A 24,798-nucleotide genomic window follows, 5' to 3' on the forward strand; every position below is an offset into this window, starting at 1 on the left:
TCATGCTGCCCTCCCAGCAATCTCACGCTCATGAGCGAAGTTGGCGAGGATCAACGCCTTGGCCATGGGTGGGCAGACCGAATTGCCGCACATGCGTACTTGGGCCGACTTCGTCAGTTTCAGGCCCTGGGCGGGGTCGTCGCCGATGATGTAATCGTCGGGGAAGCCCTGGGCCCGGAACAACTCGCGCGGCTGCAGCATGCGCAGGCCGATATCCACGATCTGATAGTCCTGGCCTTGAATCGTCACCAGACCGAACCTGTCTCGGCTCGTGACCGTATTGAGGGGATCGGTAAGGCTGTGCGTCTCGCTGGCGCCGTAGTAGGCCAGCAGGAACGAGCGCACCTCGGCGTGGTGCTGTCCGCCGGCGCTGACCGTGCCCAGCGGCTCGTCGGTACCGGCCGCCGTGCTGGTGCCGCGCAGCTTGATCATGTTGCTGGTGACCAGCGCCGACTTGCCGCCACCGCCGGCCGTGACCGTGCCAAGCGGCGCATCAACGGCGTGGCCGACGCTGGCGCCCATGTCGCGCTGGATGTGTGCCGTGACGATGCCAAGCGCATGCGGTGCGCCAGCCGGGTTTTCTTTCGGCCCGGCTGTGATGGTCGGCAGCGGTGTGTTCATGTCGCTGCCGGTGGCGCCGGTGCGGAATTTGGTGATGTGCGCCGACACCATCGAGAAATGCCCGCCCTTGACCTGGGCGCAGATCGTGCGCAGAGGCGCGTCGGCCGGCATCACGCGCTGATTGCTCGCGTTGGCGTGCTCGGTCAAGAAAGCCGTCACCAGGCTGTGGTGGTCGCATGCGGTGACTGTGCCGATAGGATCGGTCAAGTCGGATCCGACGACGCCCGTGTAATGCTTGGCCAGGAATGCGGTTGCCACGGCCTTGTTGCCGCTGGCCGTCACTGTACCCAGCGGCGCCTCGACGTCGTGCGCGCCGGTACCCCACCGCTTCACGCCGCTTGGCGATACTTCGCCGTGGGCGGCGTCGACCAGCACGGCCGTGACCAACGCCGCGTCAGCCTTCGATGTTGCTGTTGCCGTCGGCTCGCCCACGCCGCGCGGGCGGCTCCGGCCAGCACGGCCGCCAACACCAGTCAGCAGTGCTGATACCAGAGCCTGGTTGCCGGCAGCGGTAATGGTCGGCACCGGCATGTCGGCGCCAGCGCCGGGATGTCCGGTGGTGTTGGTCATCACGAATGGCACAAGCTCGGCCTCGACCAGCGCATGCTTCGCGGCCCCGCCCACAACCGTGCCCAGCGGCTTCTCGATATCCAGAGCGCGCGGCGCCTGGCCCTCACGCTCCCCGTATCCCACCTGCACCAGCGTCGCCACTCCCAGCGCCTTCTCGCCGCGGTGCGCGCCGGTGATGGTGCGGAATGGCTCGTCGATCGATTCCGTGCGATCGCCGCCCTGGTGCGTGACCGGGACGATGGTAGGCAGCACGACAGCGCGATGGTTTTCAGTGGTCAGTGTGCCGAATGGCTGGTTTGCCGACACAGGCTTGCCGCCGTACACCGGGCCGCCCTGGCCAACGATGAACGGATCCGCCGCGTCGACCACGTAGCGCATGATGCCCTTGGCGATGCGGCGCAGCGTGGCCGGCGCCAGCGGCCGGTCGCGCTCGAAGATCGACGGGCATGGCAGGCTGAAATCGATGCACTCGGCCGCCGTTCTGTACGGCCTCAGCTTGCCGGCGCGCACCCCGATGCTGTCCGGCGCGCCATGAGTTGGCTCCGGCCACTTGATGGTAATGCCGTCGCGGCGCGCCACCAGGAAGAAACGCTTGCGGATGGTTGGCGTGTCATGGTCGCAGCCGCGCATTTCGCGGTAGTCGACGGTGTAGCCGTGCGCGCGCAGCTGGCGAATGAAGCTGTCGAAGGTCTTGCCCTTCTTCGCCGGGTCAGGCTTCGCGCTGCCGTCGGCGGCGATCAGCAGCGGACCCCACGTTTTGAATTCCTCGACGTTCTCCAGCATGATCACGCGCGGCTTGCACTTCGCCGCCCAGCGCAACGTCACCCAGGCCAGACCGCGAATCTTCTTCTCGACCGGCTTGCCGCCCTTGGCCTTGCTGAAATGCTTGCAGTCGGGCGACAGCCAGACCAGGCCCACCGGCCGGTTGTTTGTGACCTTGATCGGGTCGACGTCCCACACGCTTTCGCACAGATGCGTGGTATGCGGGTGGTTCGCCGCGTGCATGGCCAACGCCTCGGGGTCGTGGTTGATGGCGATATCGACCGGGCGGCCGAACGCCTGCTCCAGACCGGTGCTGGTTCCGCCACCACCGGCAAAATTATCTATTATCAATTCGCTACCAAGATCGAGCGACAAGGTGAAGAGGTCGCGCTTCATGGGCGCACCTCGTCAGCCGGCCCGAACAGCGCCGCCACCAGCGGATCGCGCATCACCGATTGGCGGTTGATGCGGACTGCGAAATGGGTATCGTCAGCCATGATATGGAAGCTGCGGCCTGGCAGTACAGGCAACGCGCGCACCGGCGACGCCGGGATGCGCGGCTGGTGCTTGTCTTGCTCGATCTGACCCAGGAACTCGCTCACGAGCAGCGGGTCGCTCACCAGGCGGTAGCGGGCCTTGCCCAAGTAGGTCGCTGTGCCGTCAGCGTAGCGCGCCAGCACCGCCACGCCAGCGGCGCGCAGGTCGGCAATGTATTTGCGTGCGCCGGATGGCGACATTTTCAGATGGGCGCAGATATCGTCGGCCTGCATTTCGCGGGCAGCGAGTTCTGCGACCAAGCTTTTGAGGTTGGCAGTGCGCTGCTCGGTCATGGTGGTGCAGCGAGTGCGCATGGCTGGGGCGGTCATGGATGCCCCGCAGTGAGGGTAATCAGTGCGCGCTGGCGCGCCGAATGAGTTGGTCGGCTATTCACAAGGCCACCTCGCCCAGCACCGAGTCGCGCCATTTCACCTGCTGGATCGGTGCGCCGCTGCCGTGCGCCTTGCCCGTGTCGAACACCACAGCATGCGCGCGCCCTTTCGCCGTCGGTACCCAGTGGCCGGCAATCTGCTCTTGCAGGCCGGCCTGGGCCAGCAGCTGGTTGAAGTCCTTGGCGCTTTTGACAAAGCGGCGGCCCATTTCCGTGGGCGTGAAGCAGATATCCTGCTCGGGCGTGGCAAGGTGCGTGCGCTCCATCAGCTGCAGCATGTTGACGCCGGTCAGCGCCGCCGTGCCCTGGTTCGCACTGATTGCTGCGGCATTCTTGTCCAGGCCGATCAGGCGTGCGATGCCGAAGATGGCGCGGAACTCCTTGGCGGGTGAGATTACGCTTCGCGCTGGCGCGGCAGCTGGCGCCTGGGCAGTGACCAAGGCATCGAAGGTCCGGATCACTTGCAGGTGGAACTTCGCGCTGATCCACATGGCATAAGCGTAGACCAGTTCCTTGCACACGTAGGTGCCGCCATTGCGGCCCGGCGTGGTCACGGTCGTGAAACTCTGCTCCGGCGCAGAGTTTAATTCCGCCTCCAGGTCCTGGGTTTCTGGACGACGGAAGAAGAACGCAGGCTGGTGCCGGCTCTCGGCGCCGGCGGCTTTGTGCAGATCGTTGAGGCAAAAACGCCCCACGCTGTCGACCGCGATCAGCGTTTCGGCGATGGTGATGCCTTTATGTTGTACAATTGATGCCATAAATTCTTTCGCGAATTTGTTGTCTTAAGGAAGCCAGCCTGCCAGCTGGCTTTTTTCATTTCTGGCCCAGCAATTCGGCGAGCATTGCGCCGTAGTGCTCCCGTGCGCGGACATGGCAGGGGTCCGGGTCGTGCGGCCGCACGTAATCTGGATTCGGATCGACCTGGCCCTGCTGCGCGCCCTGCCCGGCCTGCCCGGCCTGCGCCGGCGCGCCACCTTCCGGCTGCAATGTCTTCCAGGTCAAACCGCCACCTCTGGCGCGGCCGGCGTGGCAATGGCCTTCAATTCGCGGATCGCAATATCGGTCACTTCGTGCATGCGGATCAGCAACGTGGCGCCGACGGGCAGGCGGCCGCGGCGGATCTTGCCGATGACCGGCGGCGCCACTTCAAGCGCGCGCGATAACGCCGCATCGTTCTTCAGGCCCAGCTTCGCCATCACGGCGTCGAGCAGCTGGCAGTTGCCGGCGGCGTTGTCGAGCGCTTGGCTCGGGGAATGGATAGGGGTTTGCGACATGTCATGCTCCTGATTGATGGTGGATAAATCGGCCGCCAGGCGGCCGTGTGATGCTGTAGCTGTCGGGTGCAGCCATTTACGGCGGTTCGCGGCGCGGCACTTCGTACTTCCGCGCCACCCTGTCTGTGGCATCGCGCCATTTCTGGCGCGCTTCCTTGTGTGCGGCCTTCGCCGCGCTCTCGCCCTCCCCGTCTCTGGCCACCTGCAGGTCTTTCTCTGCCTGGCGGTAAATCATCGAACGCTGGAAGACGAGTTCTTTTTCCTCGGCCGTGACCTCGGGTTGTTTATTCAATAGCCGCCTCCATGCCGTTAAACCCGGATCCGCATGCGGGGAACAACGCCGTAGCTCGGGCGCGGTGCCGGGCCAAAGTGGGCCCGGTTTTCCCGTGATTTGGGTCTAGCGCCGCCAGAAAACGGCGGCGTATCATTCCGTTTCGGCCGGGTGTCGTGGTGGTCGCGGATGATCACGATCGTGCATTCGTTCAGCACGTCACTGACGGATTTACCCTTGGCCACGCAGGCGGCTTGCAGTGCATCTTTGTGTTCATCGGTGACATAGCCCTTGACGAGCGCGGTGCGTTTTTGTTTCAACTTCATGGTTTTCTCCTGGTGGTCGGTGTTACAGGGTTTGGGTACAGCGAAATTGCAGGGCGAGGCTCGGCGCGTGTTACGGCGGCCGGTCTTCTTCAAGCGCTTTCAGGCACTCATCGAACGGCACGCCGGGCGGCAGCTCGTGCAGTTCGAGTAGCGGGATGCGCACGAGGTCTTCCGCCGGGCGCGGCGGGGAAATGAGGATCAGGCGGATCATGGAATTGCTCTCGCGTCGATGCCAACAGCAGCGCGGTCTGGCACGGTGTCGAGAATGCCGTTCGTCGTGGGCGGCTGGCGGCCGGCGTGGCCTGGTGCTGGGACGGGATCGGTGGTGCGGTGGGCTTGGCGGCGCTTTTGCTCTCCGAATGTCGGGGGAAGCAACTCAAAGCGCGTGACAGCACCACCAACGGCAGCCTCAACGCTGGCGCATCGCTCCGTAGGTGGATGGCCCTTCTTAATCCACTTGTAGACGGCCTGAAAGCTAACGCCGCAGGCGTCGGCTAAAGGGATTGCGCCGCCAGCTATCTGCACTGCGCGCTCAATTGGGGTGGGGTTTTTGGCGTCCATGCGTAATTAAACCACAGGTTGAAATTTAATTCAACCCCAGGTTGGTTGATCTTCAACCATATTCAACCGATGATTGAAAAATGAACGCACCAGGACAAACAATCAAATCAAGGCTCTCCGCGCTGGGAAAAACGCAGGGGTGGCTTGCCGAGCGAGCGGACGTTTCCCACAATGCGGTCTCGAAATGGATCAAAACGGGGAAGATTTCGCGTGAAAATGCAATACTGGTCGCCCAAGCCTTATCTTGCAGTGTTGATGAGCTACTGCTTGGTGAGGGCGATGATTCAATTTCGACGGCGAGGGCCGCCGAGCAACCGCGCTCAACCGCGGTAAATGAAAGTGGATTCGACCAGAATGCTAGGCCAATCCCACTCGGCACGCGGGCGATCCCGGTGATCTCGGCCATACAGGCCGGGGCCATGAAGGAAATCACCGTCCCATATGCTGCTGGAGATGGTTACGCGACGATTTATGTAGATGACACCTATTCCCAATGGGCCTTTGGCCTTGAGATCGATGGTGACTCGATGGTGCCGGATTACCAGCCAGGCGACATTGTGATCATCGAACCTGAATGGCAGCCCCGCCCCGGCGATTGCGTTGCTGCAAGAAACGGCAAGCAGGAGGCGACATTCAAGAAATATCGACTGCGCGGCATCAATGCCGATGGCAACGACATATTTGAACTGGTCCCGATCAATGAAGACTACCCAACTGTGCGCAGTGATGAGACGCCACTTACGATAATTGGCGTCATGGCGGAATCGCGTCGGAAGATAAAAAGGCGTTGAAAGCGAAACGGCACGCCCTTACGCGCCGAACACTAGGCTAAGTACATTCCTATAATCGATTTGGCGTAGCGAATAAATAAACCGGACCTCCGTATGTATCGAAAATTATTATTGCTATGCCTAACGTCGAGTTATTTTTTTTGCTCCTATGCGCATGCACAATATTCATCAGTGAGTCAAGATAGAGGATCTTTAGAAAAAACGAGGCAATTAGCACTGGAGGCCGACCTCGAAAAATTAATGGGACGGAGATTCTGGATTACCCCCAACCCCGCAGCGACAAGAAGAAAAGAATTTATCTCTGCCGAGGATGATGGCACGTTTGGCAGTGAAAAATTTGTAGTGACGGAAGCGACTAGTTTTACGATTAGCGCGTTTGTGCATAAGGGATATCAAGATTACGTAAAAATTACTTTCCCAGATGGAAAAATGGCGTATTTGGAGGAAAATATCTTATTTCGGAGCAACCGGAGAGAATACGGCATTTTTAAAGACTTGTATCGACCAGGGGATACCAAATTCGATTTCATTGAGTACATACTTCCGGCATCTCCAGAGGAGTTGCGCATTGCGGAAAAAAAGGCCAAGGCTAAGGCAGCAAGTGCAGCCGCAGCATGGAAAGCTCGTGGCGGAGTGCGTATTGGAATGACTGCTAAGCAGGTTCGTGCATCCAACTGGGGTGGGCCGGAGAGCATCAATCGCAGCACTGGATCATACGGCACACATGAGCAGTGGGTTTATGGTGGCGGCAACTACATTTATTTTGAAAACGGCATCGTATCTTCAATTCAAAATTAGTAGCATAAGAACTTCACCAACAGGCTGCAGCGTCACTTCGCTGACGGTGGGTGTGCGGCTCGTAGAATACATGACTTAGTGAAAATATGCGACCACTTGACGATACCGCGCGCCTCACCCTCATCGCCGCCATCACGGTAGCCAACGACCATCACCAAGCCAACCCCAGCGCCTGGTCGCGGGACGGCTACTTGATGTGGCCTGATTCGGTTTGCGGGAGTTGCGGCCGGGCTGGGCTGAGTGAGTCGCGGTGGTGCGGATGCTGCGGGAAATTAGTTGGCCAATAGATGATCGGTTGACAGTGCTATTGAAATACAAACCTCATACGCAATCTTTGGAGTGGAAATGCCTGATAGTGGACGCGAAACAATAAACACCCCGATATTTTTCAAGACCGTTGAGCAGTTTTGCAGAAGGCCGGGATATGTTTTGGACCTGCGTTGCGAAAAAGAAGATTTCGATCAAATCATTGGAAAATATGAGCGTCCACATAATAATCAAATAACGTGTGAATTGAATGGCTGCGCCACGATGCACATGCGAGGCTATATTATAAGCACCAAGGACGGCCGAGAGACAAATTGCGGAAATACTTGCGGCCACCGGGAATTTGGTGTCGCATTTAAGGATGTAGAGGCGCGATATTTGGCAGCAGAAGATACGGAGCGTCGTAGAAATATGCTCGATGCAGTCATTAAAGACAGAGCCGAAATGATTGCAATTGCAAACTCCCTTCAGCTAGAAATCGCTGTGGCCGCAGAATGCGTAGCGAAAATAATGGCAGAAGTCGTCAAGGATCCATCGCTTGAGCGAGCACTTACAGGCTGCCTGCGCGACGGTGGTGCCATTCGAGTCGAAGACAAAACCGAATCGCCCTTGCCTGGATCAAAAGGCAACCTACACACGATCGCGACGATCCGTGGAGGCGAGGCGGTGTACAGACACGTCACTATCGTGCGTGCCATCAGATACGATATTATTGATCCACTTTACGCCCTCGATAGCGCCGATCTTGCGACTATGACGTCAAAAGAGCTGGCAGTCAAAACGCTGCAGTTAAATACTCTCTCGCAAGCCATGGTCGGCGCCAGGACTTTTTTAAATGACGCAAGGGCATTCTGCTCAAAGCAAAACCTCGCTGAGTTTGAAAAGCTCCGACAGTTGATGTCTTCAAAAAATCATACGGCCAGACTAAATCGAATCCTCGATCGTCTTCCTGCTCTTGTTGACTATGGTAACTAGCTCAACTTGATTCATCCCTGTGGAACTAGTAATGATACCGCCCGGAACGACGCGCATAGCCCGAATTTGCGCATCCAACACATCTCGCGCCCAGGCTAGTGACTTCGCGAGGTGGGTGCTGCACGATTGCGGCTCGTTGTATTCGAAGCCATGCACGCACACACCAACGCCGCCGAATTCCTGACTTGGCTGGATTTCGATTTTGCCGATCTTCTTCATGCCCGAATAGTCAAAATCACAGATCACCAAGCTGATGTCATTCATTATTCGAACTCCCCGCATTATCAGCCCCGCCAGCCGGGGATTTTTTTTGCCCCAGCGGGGCCGATTTATTTTCCACTATGCTTTCCCTAATAAAAGGTACTCAAAAATCAGTATCTTACTCTTGAAGTAAGCTTTTGATCTTGCTTTTCCAAGTTCTAAAGCTACTGCTTTGAAGCCTATGCCCTTGGAGGCTCGGTTCCTGAGCAGCACTCTCCCAGTAGCCAAGCAACAAAGCTTAGCCCCGTGAGAACGCTGAATGCCCCTCTTCGACTTCGGACACTGCGCATAGGGGAGACTTTGACCGCTTGCGGCCCCCGACTCGACTCTCCCCACTATCACCCATCGTCGCCGCCTGTCGTCCTTCTTGCGGCACTTCCACTACGCCCGTTTCGCGTTAATACCCTGGGTACTGCGTAGCGTTCGCCGGCTCCATCTATCTGGACATGCGCAACCCGGCGAGATTCTGTCCAAGCTTCCGATCGCTTTTGAGGCGACCGAAAAATTATCTCACAATAATTCAACTTAAGGTTGACTGCATAATTCAACCTGTGGTTTAATGCATTCATCGAAAGCAAACACAGGAGTACGACATGTCCCCAGCAGAGCTCGCAGCATTCGCAGCGGTCCTCATCGCCAACGGCGAAGTGATCCCGGCAATCGTCATCCCAGCGCGCGGCTGATCGCCATGAGCGCCCGCGACCACGACGCCGCCGAACTGCGCGAGGAAATGATCACCAACCTGGCAGCTGAGAAAAATGCAGCCGCTCGCACCATCGTGCTGACCGGCGGTGCCGGCTCCAGCGGGATCGCCAACATGCTGCTCGACGCGCTGGCAGCACCTGGTGCCATGAATATGCTGGCGCGCACCGCCTTGGCATGCGATGCGACCACTGCTGGCAACGCGTTCCGGGAATTTGTCGCCGACAGGATCTACGCCGATGCGCTTGCGGTCGCCACCAGAGAAATCGACGGCGCTGCGCAGTTGGCGCGCGACGATCCGGCCAGTTGCCAGGCCAAGAGTCGCGCGCAGGCCGTGGCGCTGGAGAGATTGCAGATTTAACGGTCGACAGCCGCACGAACCTGGTCAACAAAAATAAAGCGAGGTGTGTGATGGATCGGATTGTGGTGAATGGAATCGAGTATGTGCGTGCCCAGCCAGCAGTCAGCGCGGCGCCGGCAATCAGGCGAATCCCGCAGCCGAAGATGGTCGAGCGCAAGTGCCGGTGCTGCCGCTCAACGTTTTGGGCGCGCGCAGCTGACGTAAAGCGAGGCTGGGGCCTGTACTGCTCGAAGTCCTGCAAGGCCATCAGGCAAGAGGCGCGCACCGGGCAGTACCAGGCATATCAAGATCGACGTGATGGGCATGAAGGCGGCGAATTCACCAACGCGCACCAGTTCAGCAACGAAGAGCACGACTGCAACAAGGATTGAATCGGTCGCCCGCGCCGTAGCTCAAGGCGGGACGGGGCTGGCAGCCAGAAAAACTGCCCGATGGCACAGAGTGGCCCGATTGATCTTCGACAGGATCTGGAAGCCGGGGAAGACCGGCGCCAACAAAGCAAGGGATGGGCGTGAACTTCGCCTCGATCGTCGCGCAGCAAAAGCGAAGACCGGCCTTGAAGCAGCTGGGTTTGTGACCAGCCCCTTGCTTTGTTGGCGGCCCACCAGCCGCAGGAATCACACGCCCGACGGATTGACCGGGTCGTCAACACCACGAATTGCGTCAGCGGGCACGCGATGTACCAAGCGCCGGAGTTACGACCCGCACCGGCCGCGCTTCCTGGCGTACGCAGGATTGAAAGCTCCGGAGTGGCCTTGTTGTCGGACAGTGCGGCCGGCAACAGCAGGGTTCGATTCCCTGCCGGGGCGCCAGATCATAACCAGAGGAGCAAGACATGCGCCAAGTTCAAGTTTTCAAGTGGGAGCAGCAAGTTATCGATGGTTGCCGCCAGAGTGTAAAGGTACCGGACTTTACGGCGAATTTTCACCAATTCGGCCAGGAGGCTGACGGCGAAGGTCAATCTAATCCGGTTGCCATCGTTGAAGCCTCCGACGGTCAAGTGCACTCGATCTATCTCAGCTTGGTGCAGTTCATCGAATCTGCTGCGACAGCGGGCGATGCGACTACTTTGCGCGACTACTTCGCGGCCAGGGCGCCGGTCATCATTGGTGATGCAATGCTGCGCTGCGGATTCTGCGAGGAGTCTATCGGAATGTTCGAACTGGAATCCCGCGTGATGATTTTTACTGCGCTGTCCGAAATGCGCGGTGAATATGCCGACGCCATGCTTGCCGAGCGTGCAGCATGATCGCCGCCCGCAACGTCACCGCCGGCCGCCAGTCCCGCCTGGCCGTGTCTGCCGCCCTTGCCTTTGCCCACCAGGATGCTGGCGTCGAATCGGCGCTGAACAGCGGCTGCCTGGACGCGACCGAGCAGATTCCGTGCGGTGCCTGTTACGGCGTGATGGCCACGGCCAATCGCAACGGTATCCGCGTGCTGCTGGCTGGCCGTGAAGGGAGTGCATCGTGAGCTACGTCATCACCACCTGCACCGCCGCCGGCAGCCAGCACACCTACGCCGGCACCGGCAGCCCTGACGCAACCCTCGCCGCGCTGCCGGAAGACGAGCCCATGAGCATCACCGTGCTGGTGTCGCCATGACCGCCCTCTTCCGCCGTCTGCTGGCCGCCCACCGCTTCTACCAAGCGCGGCACCAGCACAACATGAACAAGATGCGCTTGGCCGGCGTGCGCCGCGAGCTGGCTGGCCTGGACGAAGTGCGCAAGGAATTGATCACCGCGCAGATCGAAGCGCTGATCGACCTGGACGCATCGGCAGCGCAGTTGCAGCGCGCCGGCCGCGCACACCGGGAGGCGCAATGCGTGCAGTAGGCCAGGCCTTTCGCAACTGGCGCGCCGGCCACGCCATTGGTCACGCCGTCCGCCTGGCGCTGTTGAAGGCAGAAATTATAAAACTCACAAGGAAAACGTCATGAACGCAGTTACGCAAGAAAGCCGCACCGCCATGCAGGCGACGCATTACGAACAGGGCGACATGCCCGTCGTGGCCACCAGCAGCGCCTCCCTGATTCTGGACAGCGCGAGCATGGACAGCATGATGCGCCTGGCCGACATCATGGCCAAGGGCCGCGCCACCATCCCGGAGCACCTGCGCGGCAGCCCGGCCGACTGCGCCGCCGTCATCATGCAGGCCATCCAGTGGCGCATGAATCCCTTCGCGGTGGCGCAGAAAACGCACCTGGTCAACGGCGCGCTCGGCTACGAGGCGCAGCTGGTCAATGCCGTGATCCAGTCGAGTGGTGTGACGGCCGACCGATTCAATTACGAATGGTACGGCCCGTGGGAAAAGATCATCGGTAAATCCAAGGTCTGCACCGTGCCGGCGAAGGGCACGAAGGGCGCTGCGGATTACAAGAAAGAATATCAGTACCGTGTGCCCGACTACCAGCTGCAGGACGAGGATGGTTTGGGTGTGCGTATCTGGGCCACGTTACGCGGTGAGACTGCGCCGCGCGTGCTCGAACTGCTGCTGGTGCAAGCCAGCGTCCGCAACTCCCCACTGTGGGCAACCGACCCCAAGCAGCAACTGGCCTACCTGGCGGTAAAACGCTGGACTCGCCTGTATTCCCCTGACGTGATCCTGGGCGTCTATACGCCGGACGAGTTGGATGAAGTGAACCGCGAAATGCGCGATATCACGCCCCAAGCAACGGTAGCGACGCAGAACGTGATCGATAGCCTTCCGGAATGCACCGACGAGCTGTTCCAGCAGAAAACGCCGGAATGGCGCCAGACCATCCTCAGCAAGAAGAAAACGCCGACGCAGCTGATCGCAATGCTCAGCACCCGGGCGACCTTCACCGAGGCGCAAAAAATGACTATCGACAGTTGGGCGCACGAAAACGACTAATCGCAGCACCACATAAAAATCACCAAGGACACATCATGCAACGCGAAAACACACTCACCCGCGAAATTCACAACCTGCTGCAGGGCAGCGACGACTGGCACGTATTCCGATTCAACCACCACGGCGCCAGCGAGGCGGCCGCGATGCTGGGCCTGTCGAAGAAGGTAACCCGCAGCGAACTGGTGCGCATGAAGGCCACCGGCCTGGCCAAGGAGTTCAGCGACTGGGTGCAGGAAAACATTCTGGACTACGGCCACGAGGTCGAAGCGCTGGCGCGCCCGCTCGCCGAACGCATCATCGGCGAAGACCTCTACCCCGCCACCTTGTCGCTGGGTCGGGAGAGCGCATCCTGCGACGGCCTGAACATGGCCGAAACGATCGGCTTCGAGCACAAGCAATGGAATGCCGAGCTGGCCGCATCGGTGCGTGCCGAAGTGCTGCCGGACGAGCACCAGCCGCAGGTCCAGCAGCAACTGATGGTGACCGGCGCCGAGAAGTGGCTGTTCATGGCATCCGATGGCACCGAAAACAATATGGTCTGGATGTGGGTCTATCCGGATGCGGCCTGGTTCGAGCGCATCGTCGCTGGCTGGGAACAGTTCGACATCGATGTGGCGAACTACGCGCAGGTTGACCATGCGGTGAAGCCAGAGGCAGCGCCGGCCGCCGCCCTGCCCGCGCTGGTCGTGCAGACCGAAGGCAAGGTCGTCAGCAGCAACCTGATGGCCTACCAGAAGGCGGCCGAGAAGTTCCTGTCGACCATCAAGACGGATCTGCAGGACGACCAAGACTTCGCGGATGCCGAATACAACGTCAAGTTTTGCGGCGAGGCCGAGGCCAAGCTGGAGCACGCCAAAGCGGCGGCGCTGGCGCAAACCTCGACCATCGACGAGGTAATGCGTACGGTCGACCACATCAAAGCCCAGTTCCGCGCCAAGCGCCTGGAACTGGAAAAACTGGTCAAGACCCGTAAAGAGCAGATCAAGGAAACGATCCTGAACGACGGTCGCCGTGCTTACGCTGCTCACATTGCCGGGCTCGAAGCTGAGATCGCCCCGATCCGCCTGCAGCTGGCCACGCCTGACTTTGCCGGCGCCATGAAGGCCAAGCGCACGCTGGCCAGCCTGCACGATGCGGTCGGCACAACGCTGGCCAATGCCAAGATTGCGGCAAACACGCAAGCGGCCGACTACCGCGCCAAGCAGACCTGGTGCCGCGAGCACGCCGCCAACTACGGCTTCCTGTTCATGGACATGGCCAGCATCATCGGCAAGCCAATGGATGACTTCCAGCTCGTGATCAACACCCGGATCGCTGAGCACAAACGGGCCGAAGCTGCCAAGCAGGAAGCGCTGCGCGCCAAGATCGCGGCCGAGGAAAAGGAAAAGGCCGAAGCAGCCGCTGCCGCCGAACTGGCCGCCCAGCGCCGCGCCGACGCCGAGCGCCAGGCTGCCGAAGCCAAAGCCGCCGCGGAACGTCAAGCCGCTGCGGACCAAGCCGAGCGCGAGCGTGTCGCCGCTGCGACCAAGGCGCAGATGGAGCAGCAGGCCGCCCAGGTTGCCGCCGCCCGCGCCACCCAGGCCGCAGCCGACCGCGCCGCCGAGGCAGCGCAAACCATCCACGAAAACGCCCTCGCCGCCGCGCGCCAAGGTATTGCCCAGGACCAGGCCGCCGCACTGGCCGACCAAGGCCGCCTGACCGACGCTGCCGAAGAGCTGGCCGCCGCCAAGGCTTCGCCGGACGGCGCCAACCTCTCGCCAGCAGCGCAAGACCTGTTCGAGCAAGAGGGAGCTACAAACTTTGAGCGCGCACACACGCCGCCGACGCTGCGCCTGGGCCAGATCAGCGACCGCCTGGGTTTCACGGTCACTGCCTCGTTCATGGAATCCATCGGCTTCGCGCCGGCGGCCACGGACAAGGCCGCCAAGCTGTACCACGAAGGCGACTTCAAGAGCATGTGCGCCGCTATTTGCCGCCATATCAGCGCCGTTCAAGTCAAACACGCCATTTAAGCCATTTCCAACCACCAGGAGAACATTGTGAGCGCCATTCCCCAAATCGTCATGCACCAGGTCGAGTCCAGTCAGTTTGCAGCCATCGGCCATGCGCCAGAACTGAACCTGCTGGCCATCCAGTTCCACCCGAAGAAATCGACCGGCCAGAGCGACATTTACCACTACCAGAATTTCAGCGCCGCCCTGTTTGCCGAATTCCTGGGCGCCGAGTCGCAAGGATCCTTCTTCATCCAGCGCATCAAGAAGTTTGCCGACCAGTTCCCATATTCGAAGATCGATCAGGCGGCGTTCAGCCACACAGCGCCGCAGCCGACCGTCAAACCGGCCAGCCTGGCCGAGGCCCCGCCGGTCAAGTTGAGCAAGGAACTGCTGGCCTGCCTGCTGACGGGCCGCGAGTACGGCAAGGAAATGCTGAAGGAAGAAGAAATGCAGGCCAAGACGGCCGGCCTGATCGTCATCTTCGGCGCCAGCGACGACCTGATGGAGCTGCGCGGCGCTATCGACGGCGAGCAGTACTGCCCCGACGGAGGCACGGCACTGATCGATGCGCGCGGACTCCTACTGGACCGCGACAACATCGAGAGCGATGTTCACCTCCGGGATTTCTTCGCGCGCGAGCCGCTGGCGCGCAAGGTTGAGGCGCTGTGGGACAAAGAGGACGGCATCAGCTGGACCTACCGCACCGACGTGCCGCACGCCACGTTCGAAATCGAGGAAGACGGCGAGACGTATTGCCGCGGCATCGTGATCGACGTGGCCGACCTGGCGCCGGCAGCGTGACAGCCTGGCGCCGCGCGGGAGCACCGCCTTGACAGAAATCGTGCTCATGAAAACGGCCAATGTCCTCGTCCCCCACGACGAGGCGGCGGCCGACTTCATTCAGAAAATGAAGGTTGGCGCGCTGATGCACGCCGACTTCAAGAAGGTGCGGAATTATAAATTCCACAAGAAGTACTTCGCCTTGGTGTCCTTCGCCTTCGACCAGTGGGAGCCGCGCGGCGGCCTGACCTACCAGGGCCAGCCGGTGGCAAAGAACAAGGAGCGTTTCCGGAAAGACGTGGCGATTCTGGCTGGCTTTTTCGAATCGACAGTGAACCTCAAGGGCGAGGTGCGGCTGGAAGCGAAAAGCGTTTCGTTTGCACAGATGGACGAGATCGAGTTCGAGGCGCTGTATAGCGCGACCATCGACGTGATCTTGTCCCGGATTTTGACCAAATACACCAGGCAGGACCTGGACAACGTAATTAACCAGCTGCTGGCATTCACCTGAAAGCCAGCAGCAGCAACGGAGAAGATCATGGATCAGTTGAAAGAGGCGGTAGCGGCAGCGTTTGACAAGGTAGTCGCATCCGGCGCCATCGAGGAAGCCATTCACAAGCAGATCGGCGCGGCCGTCACCGCCGGCATCAACGAGCACCTGCGCGAATACAGCGATTTCGGCAAGGCGCTCAAGGCAAAGATCGGCACGCTGATCGAAGTCGACCTCGACACGATCGACCTGCCGTCGTACCGCCAATTGGTAGGTGACATCATCAAGAAGCGCGTCGGCGCGGTCATGAGCACGGAGTTCACCGAGAACCTGGATAAGGACATCGCCGAGTTGCTGGCGCCGGCGCCGGCCACGATCACGCTGCAGGCGCTGCTGGACGAGTTCATCGAAAGCAAGAAAGACGCTTGGAATATACACCAACTGCGCGGCGAAAAATTCACGCTGAACATCAACCGCAGCGAAAACTGCGATGGCTATGTGGATGTTTCAATCGACGAAGATCCGAACCAAGGGCGGCACTCGTCCTGCGCCATCCACCTGCGGATCCGCGGCGACGGTGAAGTTTGGGCACTCAGCCTCGGCGGTGCCGACATCAAAAACAAGATTTTCGTCGGACCACTCTTCAATTTTGAAAAACGCCTGTTCCAAATGTACACGGCAAAGACGCGCCTGATCATCGACGCAGGCGCGGAAGCCGGCGACTTCGACACCACCTTCCCGTACAACGACAACGATTAAGCGAGCAGCCGCCATGTTTTTCAAGAACCTCCAGATTTACCGCTTGCCTGCGCCATGGGCAATGACCGCCGCGGCGCTTGAGCAGGCACTGGCGCCGCAGCAGTTCACGCCCGCCACCAGCATGGACCTGGTGCGCCAGGGCTGGGCCCCGCCGCGCGCCGCCGGCACGCCGCTGGTGCATGCTGTCGGCGGCCAGTTCCTGCTGCAGTTGAAAACCGAGAAGAAGCTTCTGCCGGCGACCGTGATCAACCAGGTCGCCGCCGCCCGCGCGCTGGAAATGGAAGAAGCCCAAGGCTTCCCACCCGGCAAAAAGGCCATGAAGGAACTGAAGGAGCGTGTCACCGACGAGCTGTTGCCGCGCGCCTTCGCCATTCTCAGCACCACGGCCGTCTGGATCGACCCGGTGAATGGCTGGCTGGTGATCGACGCGGCCAGCCCGGCCAAGGCTGATGACGTGGTCAAGCTGCTGCTGAAATCCGTAGACAAGCTGCCGCTGGAAAGCCTGCGCGTGCAGCGCTCGCCGGTCGGCGCCATGACGGAATGGCTGGAAACGGGTAATGATCCGGCCGGCTTCACGGTCGACCAGGACGCGATCATGCGCGCCACCGGCGAAAGCAAGGCCCAGGTGGCGTACAAGCGCCACACCCTCGAAGCGGACGATATCCGCCGCCACATCGCCGCAGGCAAGCAGTGCACGCGCCTGGCCATGACCTGGAACGACAAGATTTCCTTCGTGCTGGACGAGAGCCTGGCCATCAAGTCGGTGAAAGCGCTGGACATATTGCGGGAATGCGCGATTGGCGAAGCAGCCGACGAGCGCTTCGACAGCGACTTCGCCCTGATGACCGGCGAGCTGGCAAAGATGCTGGCCGACCTGGTCGAGGCCCTGGGCGGCGAGGCTGATGTAGCGGCGCCAGCGCCACGCCCGGCGGCGGACGCGGGACCGGCCAAGGGCGATGAGCCCGTGCGCCCGGCGCGCCCGGTGCTGCAGCTGAACGGCGAAGCGCTGGGCGCCGTGCCGCCCGGTGACGGCAGCGCGAGCGATGCGCTGTACGAACAAGCCGTGGGAATCGTTCGCGCCAGCCAGCGTGCGTCCATCGCCCTGGTGCAGCGCCACCTGCGCATCGGCTACAACCGAGCGGCCCGGCTGATCGAGGTGATGGAAACCGCCGGCGTGGTCAAGGGTACGCAGGGCATCTATACGGTGGCGGCAGTGGCGGGAGTGGAAGCATGAGTGCCGCCTTCTACAAGACCAGCGACCCGGCCGTGCTGGCTGCGATGGCGGCGTACGAAGCCGAAGCAAAGAAAGTCTCGATGGTCGGCAAGGTGTTCGCCGACCACTTCGGCGGCAAGCTGCTCACAAACTCGACCGCTCACGGCCGTAGCGTCGCAGGTATCTGCTTCCATCCCGCCAAGGACGATCCATTGTGGACAAAGCCCGATGCCCAGCGCGCCAACATTCAGTATCCCCGCGCCTCGCTGCGGAAGTCTACGAAGGGGCAGCGCGCGGCGCTGAGCGAGTTGCAGGCCGAATGGAGGGCGCGCTTCCCGACCGAGAAAGCCGACCTGGCGCCCGTACTGGCCTCAATGGGTACCGACTGGGGCGGGCTGTTATTCGGCGGCTTCGCCATGTTCCAGCACGACGGCGGCACCGTCTACGTGTCCACCGGCGTGAAATTGGCGCCATGCATGGTTGAGATTGTGGCCAGCGAGTACATCGCCGCGAAAGCGGAATTTGAAAAGGCAAAGGTGGCAGCATGATCAACCGCCTCTACACCGTCAGCGCCACCCTGACGGCCGTCATTATGGCCACCAGCGAATGGGAAGCCGAAATCCGCTTTAAGTCGAGCTTTGGCGAGATCAAGGACCAGCCCATCGATGCGGTGGCAGATCAGGAAATCCGGACCGAGGCCGACCTTCCTGACGACTGGACCGTCGATTGCCTGCCGTATGGCCCACGCGACAACACGCTGACCATCGGCGAATTCCTGGACGTGCTGCCGCCGCTGGTGGTGCGCGATACCAAAACCGTCGATATGTTTGCGGCAACTTCCGAGAAAGCGACTGCAGCATGAGCGAAAACAGCAAAATCGAATGGTGCGATCACACGTTCAATCCGTGGGAAGGATGCCAGAAAGTCGGCCCAGGTTGCGATCACTGCTACGCCGAGACGCGCAACGCTCGCTTTGCCGGCGGCATGGCCGTGAACTGGGGCCCGGGCGCGCCGCGCCGCCGCACCAGCGCCGCGAACTGGAAAAAGCCGCTCGCCTGGAGCATGACCAACTTCGTCGAGTGCGAAGCATGTGGCCATCGCGGCGCCGGCGTTCCGTGGCGAGACGTCGGGCCGAACATGGGCATCATCGACGACGGTCACCAATGCGCTGCATGCGGATCCCGCAACGTCGAGCCGACCCGGGCGCGCGTGTTCTGCGCCAGCCTGGCCGACGTGTTCGACAATGCTGTCGATCCGCAATGGCGCTTCGACCTGATGCGCCTCATTGAGCAGACGCCGAATCTGGACTGGCTGCTGCTGACCAAACGAATCGGCAACGCTGCGACCATGCTCGATGAAGCCGTGCTGGCGATCAACCATGGTCGCTGGAACTGGCGCGACAACGCTTTCCCGAATGTCTGGCTCGGCGCCACCGTCGTGAACCAGGCCGAAGCCGACCGCGATATCCCGAAGCTGCTGGCCGTGCCAGCTGCGCGCCGATTCTTGAGCATGGAGCCTCTGCTGGGGCCGGTCAACCTGACGGCTATCCCGATGAGTGGAAGCGGGCACCACGAGTTCGATCCCATCATCACCGCCAACGTGCTGCGACGCGCCGAGGCGTATCCGCCTCTTCCATCGCTGGACTGGGTCATCGTCGGCGGCGAATCAGGCCCCGGCGCCCGGCCAATGCATCCGTTGTGGGCGCGCAACCTGCGCGACCAGTGCGCGGCCGCCGGCGTGCCGTTCCTGTTCAAGCAATGGGGCGAGTGGTTGCCGGGCGGCCATTACACCACCGAGTTGGCTATCAAGGATTCAAACCCGGGCGAGAGCAAGTATCTCTGCGCGCTGTGGACGGGCGCGACCTGGAATTTCGGGCGCTTTGGCCCGGACGAAATCCATTTCGAGGCTGAGCCGATGTACCTGGTGGGCAAGAAAGCATCCGGCCGCGAATTGTACGGCCGCACTCATGATGAATTTCCGGAGGCAGTATGAAAGAGCGCCCTATCCTCATGAACAGCGCCATGGTGTGCGCCACCCTGGCCGGCACCAAGACGCAGACCAGGCGGATTATCAAGTTGCCGCCGGCACCGGCGGCGCTGGGCGAGTGGCAGGCATCGACCATCGGCGGCGAGAACGGCGGGCGGACGGCGGCCGGCAATGAAGTGCCCCTGCGAGCGGTTATCTGGCACACACGCACCGGCAAGACCATCAGTTGCCCACACGGCCAGCCTGGCGACCGCCTGTGGGTGCGCGAAACGTGGGTGTGCGACGATTTCCGAGTGCAGGCCGGCCCCTACCTTGAAGTGCCAGGCGCGCGGGAGGCGCTTTTCTATCGCGCCGACAACGAGCAGTCATTTGAAGCGCCGGAAGGAAAGTATTGGAAGCCTTCTATCCACATGCCGCGATGGGCCAGCAGGATCCTGCTGGAGATCGTGTCGGTGCGCGTCGAGCGGCTGAACGACTGCAGCGAGGCGGATGCAATAGCGGAAGGCGTACGCAAGTTCACCGACTCCTTCATGCGTGGATTACCCGGCTGGGAAGGCTACCCCGGCGCATTCGCACGGCCGGACGCTTACACCGCCTATTACGACCTGTGGGAGAAGATCAACGGCGTCGGCAGTTGGGACGCTAACCCATGGGTGTGGGTAATCGAATTTAAGCGAGTGACGCCATGAACCCGCGCATCTACAAGAAGCAGGCAAAGCGCGCCGTCCAGCTGCTGCGGAGCTTTGGCGACAAAACCAAATATGCGCCAAGTAGCGAGCCGGGTGTCATCGACATGCCGATGCGCTGGCCGCGCCAGCAGTGGCTCAAGCGAGCAAATCCGGCGCGCTATCAGCTCTGGAACCGCATCAGCAGCATACCTGAGTGGCACCAGTGCGGATGGGACGGAGACGCAGAAGGCGGCGATGCGCGCGTGGACTGGGTATCCCATTACGGTTACGCACGCTTGCCTGAAGGCTTCTTCGACGGGCCGGAATGGGATAACGGCGGAAAACCATGGCCGCGCATGACCACCAGCCAGCGCATGGGCATGTGGCGATTCAGCCAGATTGCACCAGGCTGGCGGTGGCGCGGCGGTCGCGCTGTGCAGGTGGCGTCGTGAGCGCAATGATCCTGCGCAGCGTGGCGGAAACGCTGCCGCGCTTCGCCTATCGATTCGCTAACGAGGTCGCACTGCACGAGGGCATGGCGCAGGTGCTCGCCGAAGCCGGAATCGAGTTCCAGCGCGAGGTGGTGGCCGGGCCGAGGGATCGCTTCGACTTCCTCGTCGCGCCAGGCATCGTCATCGAGGCCAAAATTAAAGGTTCGCTGTCGCAGGCGCTCACGCAAATCGCCCGATACGCCGCCCGGCCCGACGTTACAGCCGTGGTGCTGGTAACGACCAGGTTCTGGGGCAGCGCGGGCGCCAAGGTCGACCAACTGCACGGCAAGCCAGTGCGCATTATCAAACTGACAGGAGCATCGTTTTGACTTCGACATACGGAACCATCAACTACACCGAGCGCTTCTGGCTAATCCAGGGCGAGCCGTTCGTGCGGGCGCGACTCAAGCGCGTTTTCCCAAGGGTGCCGCAGCACGCCGCGAAGCACATCTGCATTTCGGTGACGCCCGAGAATACGCGAGAGCTGGCCTGGTTTATCGACAGGTACCCGATGGACGTCGACCGCCGCGACATCATGGACCGGTTGGCCGATCAGCACCGGGATTGCGAAACACGACTGGCTGACCTGATGGCCGGCCATGTGGCGCCTTTCGAGATCAAACTCGCCAAGCCGGCGCGCGAGTATCAGGCCTTCGCGGCGCAGATGCTCGAACTGAAAGGCGGCTTCTTGCTGGCCGACGACCTGGGCCTGGGCAAAACGGTCTCAGCGATCTGCGGCATGGTGCGCACTGAGAACCTGCCCGTGGTGGTAGTCTGCCCGGCGCACTTGCCGCGCCAGTGGCGCGCCATGATCAAGGAATTCGCACCCGACTTGACCGTGCACATTCTCAAGAAGGGCTCGCCATACGACCTGATGCCCCGCTCGCGCTCGAAGCAGATTGAACTGATTCCGCCGCGCCTGCCGGACGTGATCATCACCTCGTATCACAAACTGCGCGGCTGGGCCGAGACTTTGCACGGCGTGGCGAAATACGTGGTCTATGACGAATGCCAGGCACTGCGCAGCCCCGGCACCGCTATCTACCAGGCTGCCGCACACCTTGGCGCCGGTGCCGCGCGGCGCATGGGCCTGAGCGCGACGCCGATCTACAACTACGGCCACGAGTTTTATCACGTGCTGAACGTGGTGGCGCCCGAGGCGCTAGGCGAGTACGACGAATTCGTGCGCGAGTGGTGCTCGACCGAAGTGGACGGCAAGGCCAGGCTGGCCAACGCCAAGGAATTCGGCGCCTACCTGCGCCGCGAGGGCATCATGCTGCGCCGCACGCGCGCCGACGTCGGCCGCGAGCTGCCCGACCTGTCGAAGATCGTGCACGAAGTGGATGCCGACGAGAAGGCGCTCGACGCCCTGCACAGTGATGCGATCTCCCTGGCCAAGATCGTCTTGCGCCATAACGAGCAGTTCCGCGGTGAAAAGATGCAGGCCGCCGGCGAGTTCGACGCGCTGATGCGCCAAGCTACTGGCATCGCCAAGGCGCCGTACGTCGCCGAATTTGTCAAGCTGCTGCTCGACAGTGGCGAGCCGATCGTGCTGTTCGGCTGGCACCGCGCGGTCTATAGCATCTGGATGGAGGCGCTGGCCAGCTTCAACCCTGTCTTGTACACGGGCAGCGAGTCAGCAAACCAAAAGGACGAGGCAGTCAGCGCCTTCCTGACCGGCAAGGCCCAGGTGCTGATTATGTCGCTGCGGTCCGGCGCCGGCGTCGACGGCCTGCAGGGCTACTGCAACACCGTCGTGTTCGGTGAGCTGGACTGGTCGCCTGGCGTTCATGAGCAATGTATCGGGCGCGTGCACCGGGATGGACAGGATGCGCCCTGCTCTGCCTACTTTCTCGTGTCGGACAGCGGCGCCGACCCGATCATGGCCGAAGTGCTGGGCGTGAAGCGTGAGCAGATCGAATCGGTGCGCAATCCGGACTCGGCGCTTGCCGAACGGATCAACACCGGCGAGAACAACATTCAGCGGCTCGCGCGGGAATTTTTGGCGCGGCGCGGCGAGGCGTTGGCGCCAGTCGAGACGGTGGCCGCACTTCCAGGCGCTCCAGGAGCTGCGCCATGAACGACAACCACGAAGTCCCGAACAGCGAGCGCAGGCCACGCGCGGCACGTGTGGCGACGGCCCTGATCCTGATTTACGTAATCGCCAGCGTGACCGGCGCCTGGTGGGCGGCATGAGCGCCCGCACGCCGGCGCCAGCCGAATCGCCGCGCGATCTGGCCGACCAGCACGACCTGCGCCTGCACCGCGCAAAGCAACTGGCCAGGCCGGTCGGCTATCAGGGCCTGAACTGCTTCATTGCCGGCTTCTGCTGGCACAAGGGCGATGCTGACATGACTGTGTACATCGAGGGCCTGGCCGAACCGGTCGCGCCCGCCGAATTAACCATATTGGAGCAACCACAATGATGAATAACGAGCAACACAAGCAAATCAGCAATGCACTGATGATGGCGGCCCTGGGCTGCGGGCACACGATCGACAGCAGCTGCATCACCCTGCAATGCGATCCTGCAAAGCCAGGCAATGCGCTGGCCCAACTCTCCGGCCGCCTGCTGGATGCATATTTGACGGCAGTTGGCGCAAGCGCCGCGCCCCAAGGCCAGCCGATCATCGGGCGCCTAATGGATCAAATCTCCGCGTTGCCGGTGCTGTGGGGCCTGAACGAGCCGGGCGCGCTGCTGCGCAACAGCGATGTGTTCCGCGTGCTGGCCGCTGCTGGCCGCGAGCAAGCCGCCCTCGCAGCCGCCCCGGTGCAGGCGCAAGAGCCGGTGGCGTGTGATTGCGAGGGCGCTGGAGGTTGCAGTAAATCGTTTGAATTGGCCGCCGGAGAATTTTGCAAGGCGTCTTGCTTTTCAGCTGCTGAACAGATGGCTTTTTGCGACCCGGTGCAGCCCGTGGCCGTGACGACGGATGGTGACATCTACCAATTGCGGCTGGAAAACGGTTTATGGAAAGACGTTGATGAGGGAATGTTTAAATACGAATCTAAACGCGGCGCCAATGGTCGCGTTGTCCATATCGCCGCCCCAGCAGCGCAGGGCGATGCCACTGATACCCGCGCAGCGCAGATCGGCGCCACATCGCACCTGATCGCCGAGCAGATATTCAACATCGCTACGCCCTACTTCCTGTGGACGAAGGACGGTGCCGCGTGCGACGGCTGGCAGCGTGCTACAGCGGGAGCCATCGGAATGCCTGGCCTTTTGTCTTTCGCCAAAGCTTTGATCGAGGCCACCCAAATGCCTGCCGTCACCAATACCTGCGCCGAAATGCGCGCGCTGTGCAGCGCATGCGGCGGCACGGGCGACGTGCACAACATAGATGGCGAATGGCGTGGCCAATGCACCTGCGTCCATGCATGGCAACAGCGCGCCGAGAAAGCCGAGGCCGACTGCCAAATCATTGGCGATAAAAATGATCGGCTACTGAAGTGCGTGGAACATCATCAAGCGATCGCTGATGATTGGCAGGGCAAGGCGGAAGATGCGCTGGACCGAGTGAAGGAGTTGGAGGCGCAGCTTGCGCGGCGCGGTGTTCCACTCTCGCCCGAAACGCAGCAGGCCATCGCCGCCGCGCGCGCCGCTGGCCAGTCGATCGCTGCAACGCCGGGCGGCCTGGTCTTCATGAACGACGGCGCCGAGCCTGGCAACGGTGAGCTGGACTGCCCTGCTTGCGGCGGCAGTGGTCACGCCGGCGACGTGACGACAGGGAGCGCGCCATGAACATGGGCGAGCACGACATGGTGGCCAAGCTGGTCGAGACCATCGAGCGCAATGCGCGCGCAGCAGCCGCCAAGGCGGAGGCGCAGCGTCAGCCTCTGGCCTGGGTAAAGCTGGAGCGCTACGTCGAGATATCAGGTGATTCCGTTGATTCCGTGCAGGCTCGCCGCAAGGCGGGCAAGTGGTTCGACGGTGTTCAATGCAAAATTGTAGACGGTCGGTTGTGGATAAATCTGCCGGCTGTAGAAGAATGGGTTGAAAAATGGGAACAAAACAGTCGGGGCCTCCAGGTGTTGAACTCCGGTCGGGGGTCAAAAGCGAATCGATCAGAATAAAGTTC

The 24,798-nt window shown here is 61.4% G+C and carries 35 protein-coding genes and 1 pseudogene; 26 read left to right on the forward strand and 10 right to left on the reverse strand.

Annotated features, from left to right (window positions below):
• From CD932_RS18925 to CD932_RS29800, 9 genes are all read right to left on the reverse strand, one after another.
• Positions 1–2,349 carry a DNA cytosine methyltransferase gene (locus CD932_RS18925; protein WP_094444301.1) on the reverse strand — a complete coding sequence of 783 codons (2,349 nt, stop codon included), beginning with the start codon at positions 2,347–2,349 and terminating at the stop codon, positions 1–3.
• On the reverse strand, positions 2,346–2,783 hold the full coding sequence (locus CD932_RS18930) for an HTH domain-containing protein (RefSeq protein WP_254926665.1): 438 nt from the start codon (positions 2,781–2,783) through the stop codon (positions 2,346–2,348). Before CD932_RS18930 ends, CD932_RS18925 begins: the two co-directional genes overlap by 4 nt.
• 97 nt (positions 2,784–2,880) lie before the next feature.
• Positions 2,881–3,639, reverse strand: coding sequence for a KilA-N domain-containing protein (locus CD932_RS18935; RefSeq protein WP_094444303.1), 759 nt, complete (start codon positions 3,637–3,639; stop codon positions 2,881–2,883).
• 55 nt (positions 3,640–3,694) lie between these two features.
• Complete coding sequence (locus CD932_RS28385; protein WP_141213308.1) at positions 3,695–3,883, reverse strand: hypothetical protein; 189 nt, start codon at positions 3,881–3,883, stop codon at positions 3,695–3,697.
• Entirely contained in the window at positions 3,880–4,155 is a 276-nt protein-coding gene (locus tag CD932_RS18940) for a hypothetical protein (protein ID WP_254926666.1), read from the reverse strand. The genes CD932_RS28385 and CD932_RS18940 overlap by 4 nt, the downstream gene beginning before the upstream one ends.
• Before the next feature lie 76 nt (positions 4,156–4,231).
• On the reverse strand, positions 4,232–4,447 hold the full coding sequence (locus tag CD932_RS18945) for a hypothetical protein (RefSeq protein ID WP_094444304.1): 216 nt from the start codon (positions 4,445–4,447) through the stop codon (positions 4,232–4,234).
• Positions 4,448–4,464: 17 nt separating this feature from the next.
• Positions 4,465–4,752, reverse strand: coding sequence for a hypothetical protein (locus CD932_RS18950; protein WP_094444305.1), 288 nt, complete (start codon positions 4,750–4,752; stop codon positions 4,465–4,467).
• A 70-nt stretch (positions 4,753–4,822) separates the two neighbouring features.
• Positions 4,823–4,963: a hypothetical protein gene (locus tag CD932_RS28985; RefSeq protein ID WP_176461053.1), complete on the reverse strand. Its 141-nt coding sequence runs from the start codon at positions 4,961–4,963 to the stop codon at positions 4,823–4,825.
• Positions 4,960–5,313, reverse strand: coding sequence for a YdaS family helix-turn-helix protein (locus tag CD932_RS29800; protein WP_094444306.1), 354 nt, complete (start codon positions 5,311–5,313; stop codon positions 4,960–4,962). The genes CD932_RS28985 and CD932_RS29800 overlap by 4 nt, the downstream gene beginning before the upstream one ends.
• An 80-nt stretch (positions 5,314–5,393) precedes the next feature.
• Here CD932_RS29800 and CD932_RS18960 point away from each other — a divergent pair, with 80 nt between their 5' ends.
• The 3 genes from CD932_RS18960 to CD932_RS28395 all read left to right on the forward strand — a co-directional run bounded on the left by CD932_RS18960 (position 5,394) and on the right by CD932_RS28395 (position 8,144).
• Positions 5,394–6,104, forward strand: coding sequence for a LexA family transcriptional regulator (locus CD932_RS18960; RefSeq protein ID WP_094444307.1), 711 nt, complete (start codon positions 5,394–5,396; stop codon positions 6,102–6,104).
• A gap of 93 nt (positions 6,105–6,197) precedes the next feature.
• Positions 6,198–6,902: a hypothetical protein gene (locus CD932_RS28390; RefSeq protein WP_141213309.1), complete on the forward strand. Its 705-nt coding sequence runs from the start codon at positions 6,198–6,200 to the stop codon at positions 6,900–6,902.
• 345 nt (positions 6,903–7,247) lie between these two features.
• Complete coding sequence (locus tag CD932_RS28395) at positions 7,248–8,144, forward strand: hypothetical protein (RefSeq protein ID WP_141213310.1); 897 nt, start codon at positions 7,248–7,250, stop codon at positions 8,142–8,144.
• Here CD932_RS28395 and CD932_RS18965 read toward each other — a convergent pair.
• Entirely contained in the window at positions 8,094–8,408 is a 315-nt protein-coding gene (locus tag CD932_RS18965; RefSeq protein ID WP_094444308.1) for a hypothetical protein, read from the reverse strand. The two genes, CD932_RS28395 and CD932_RS18965, sit on opposite strands and share 51 nt — an antisense overlap.
• A gap of 685 nt (positions 8,409–9,093) precedes the next feature.
• Here CD932_RS18965 and CD932_RS18970 point away from each other — a divergent pair.
• The 23 genes and pseudogenes from CD932_RS18970 to CD932_RS29190 all read left to right on the forward strand — a co-directional run bounded on the left by CD932_RS18970 (position 9,094) and on the right by CD932_RS29190 (position 24,793).
• Positions 9,094–9,468: a hypothetical protein gene (locus CD932_RS18970; protein WP_094444309.1), complete on the forward strand. Its 375-nt coding sequence runs from the start codon at positions 9,094–9,096 to the stop codon at positions 9,466–9,468.
• 50 nt (positions 9,469–9,518) lie between these two features.
• Positions 9,519–9,839 (forward strand): hypothetical protein, encoded by a 321-nt coding sequence (locus tag CD932_RS18975; protein WP_254926667.1) that lies wholly within the window; start codon positions 9,519–9,521, stop codon positions 9,837–9,839.
• A gap of 464 nt (positions 9,840–10,303) precedes the next feature.
• A complete protein-coding gene (locus CD932_RS18980) occupies positions 10,304–10,717 on the forward strand; it encodes a hypothetical protein (RefSeq protein ID WP_094444310.1) in 414 nt (137 codons plus the stop codon).
• Positions 10,714–10,938 (forward strand): hypothetical protein, encoded by a 225-nt coding sequence (locus tag CD932_RS18985; RefSeq protein ID WP_094444311.1) that lies wholly within the window; start codon positions 10,714–10,716, stop codon positions 10,936–10,938. The genes CD932_RS18980 and CD932_RS18985 overlap by 4 nt, the downstream gene beginning before the upstream one ends.
• Positions 10,935–11,069 (forward strand): hypothetical protein, encoded by a 135-nt coding sequence (locus CD932_RS29450; protein WP_254926668.1) that lies wholly within the window; start codon positions 10,935–10,937, stop codon positions 11,067–11,069. Before CD932_RS18985 ends, CD932_RS29450 begins: the two co-directional genes overlap by 4 nt.
• Positions 11,066–11,299 carry a hypothetical protein gene (locus tag CD932_RS18990; RefSeq protein ID WP_094444312.1) on the forward strand — a complete coding sequence of 78 codons (234 nt, stop codon included), beginning with the start codon at positions 11,066–11,068 and terminating at the stop codon, positions 11,297–11,299. Before CD932_RS29450 ends, CD932_RS18990 begins: the two co-directional genes overlap by 4 nt.
• Positions 11,300–11,399: 100 nt before the next feature.
• Positions 11,400–12,338, forward strand: a complete 939-nt coding sequence (locus tag CD932_RS18995) for a RecT family recombinase (RefSeq protein WP_303396097.1) — start codon at positions 11,400–11,402, stop codon at positions 12,336–12,338.
• A 35-nt stretch (positions 12,339–12,373) separates the two neighbouring features.
• Positions 12,374–14,350 (forward strand): YqaJ viral recombinase family protein, encoded by a 1,977-nt coding sequence (locus CD932_RS19000; RefSeq protein ID WP_094444313.1) that lies wholly within the window; start codon positions 12,374–12,376, stop codon positions 14,348–14,350.
• 27 nt (positions 14,351–14,377) lie between these two features.
• The gene (locus tag CD932_RS29180; protein WP_254926669.1) at positions 14,378–15,133 is read left to right on the forward strand and encodes a KTSC domain-containing protein; all 756 of its coding nucleotides are present in this window, start codon (positions 14,378–14,380) and stop codon (positions 15,131–15,133) included.
• A gap of 40 nt (positions 15,134–15,173) precedes the next feature.
• Positions 15,174–15,623: a DUF1367 family protein gene (locus tag CD932_RS19015; RefSeq protein ID WP_254926685.1), complete on the forward strand. Its 450-nt coding sequence runs from the start codon at positions 15,174–15,176 to the stop codon at positions 15,621–15,623.
• Between the two features lie 27 nt (positions 15,624–15,650).
• Positions 15,651–16,361 (forward strand): hypothetical protein, encoded by a 711-nt coding sequence (locus CD932_RS19020; RefSeq protein WP_094444315.1) that lies wholly within the window; start codon positions 15,651–15,653, stop codon positions 16,359–16,361.
• Between the two features lie 13 nt (positions 16,362–16,374).
• A pseudogene (locus CD932_RS19025) lies at positions 16,375–17,268 on the forward strand (recombination-associated protein RdgC); the annotation flags it as partial.
• Between the two features lie 108 nt (positions 17,269–17,376).
• On the forward strand, positions 17,377–17,595 hold the full coding sequence (locus tag CD932_RS29455; protein ID WP_303396099.1) for a DNA translocase FtsK: 219 nt from the start codon (positions 17,377–17,379) through the stop codon (positions 17,593–17,595).
• Positions 17,592–18,122: a hypothetical protein gene (locus CD932_RS19030; protein WP_094444317.1), complete on the forward strand. Its 531-nt coding sequence runs from the start codon at positions 17,592–17,594 to the stop codon at positions 18,120–18,122. The genes CD932_RS29455 and CD932_RS19030 overlap by 4 nt, the downstream gene beginning before the upstream one ends.
• Positions 18,119–18,436 carry a hypothetical protein gene (locus tag CD932_RS19035; RefSeq protein WP_094444318.1) on the forward strand — a complete coding sequence of 106 codons (318 nt, stop codon included), beginning with the start codon at positions 18,119–18,121 and terminating at the stop codon, positions 18,434–18,436. The genes CD932_RS19030 and CD932_RS19035 overlap by 4 nt, the downstream gene beginning before the upstream one ends.
• Positions 18,433–19,566, forward strand: a complete 1,134-nt coding sequence (locus tag CD932_RS19040; RefSeq protein ID WP_094444319.1) for a phage Gp37/Gp68 family protein — start codon at positions 18,433–18,435, stop codon at positions 19,564–19,566. Before CD932_RS19035 ends, CD932_RS19040 begins: the two co-directional genes overlap by 4 nt.
• Entirely contained in the window at positions 19,563–20,249 is a 687-nt protein-coding gene (locus tag CD932_RS19045; protein WP_094444320.1) for a hypothetical protein, read from the forward strand. The genes CD932_RS19040 and CD932_RS19045 overlap by 4 nt, the downstream gene beginning before the upstream one ends.
• Positions 20,246–20,680: a hypothetical protein gene (locus CD932_RS19050; protein ID WP_094444321.1), complete on the forward strand. Its 435-nt coding sequence runs from the start codon at positions 20,246–20,248 to the stop codon at positions 20,678–20,680. Before CD932_RS19045 ends, CD932_RS19050 begins: the two co-directional genes overlap by 4 nt.
• Positions 20,677–21,048: a hypothetical protein gene (locus CD932_RS19055; protein ID WP_141213311.1), complete on the forward strand. Its 372-nt coding sequence runs from the start codon at positions 20,677–20,679 to the stop codon at positions 21,046–21,048. Before CD932_RS19050 ends, CD932_RS19055 begins: the two co-directional genes overlap by 4 nt.
• Positions 21,045–22,799 (forward strand): DEAD/DEAH box helicase, encoded by a 1,755-nt coding sequence (locus tag CD932_RS19060; protein WP_094444323.1) that lies wholly within the window; start codon positions 21,045–21,047, stop codon positions 22,797–22,799. Before CD932_RS19055 ends, CD932_RS19060 begins: the two co-directional genes overlap by 4 nt.
• A gap of 112 nt (positions 22,800–22,911) precedes the next feature.
• Entirely contained in the window at positions 22,912–23,145 is a 234-nt protein-coding gene (locus CD932_RS19065) for a hypothetical protein (protein WP_094444324.1), read from the forward strand.
• Positions 23,142–24,461 carry a hypothetical protein gene (locus CD932_RS19070; protein ID WP_094444325.1) on the forward strand — a complete coding sequence of 440 codons (1,320 nt, stop codon included), beginning with the start codon at positions 23,142–23,144 and terminating at the stop codon, positions 24,459–24,461. Before CD932_RS19065 ends, CD932_RS19070 begins: the two co-directional genes overlap by 4 nt.
• Positions 24,458–24,793, forward strand: coding sequence for a hypothetical protein (locus CD932_RS29190; protein ID WP_217907316.1), 336 nt, complete (start codon positions 24,458–24,460; stop codon positions 24,791–24,793). Before CD932_RS19070 ends, CD932_RS29190 begins: the two co-directional genes overlap by 4 nt.
• The last annotated feature ends 5 nt before the right edge of the window (positions 24,794–24,798 follow it).

Origin of the sequence: Janthinobacterium sp. PC23-8 (assembly GCF_002250505.1) — a bacterium.
Lineage (GTDB): Bacteria > Pseudomonadota > Gammaproteobacteria > Burkholderiales > Burkholderiaceae_D > Janthinobacterium.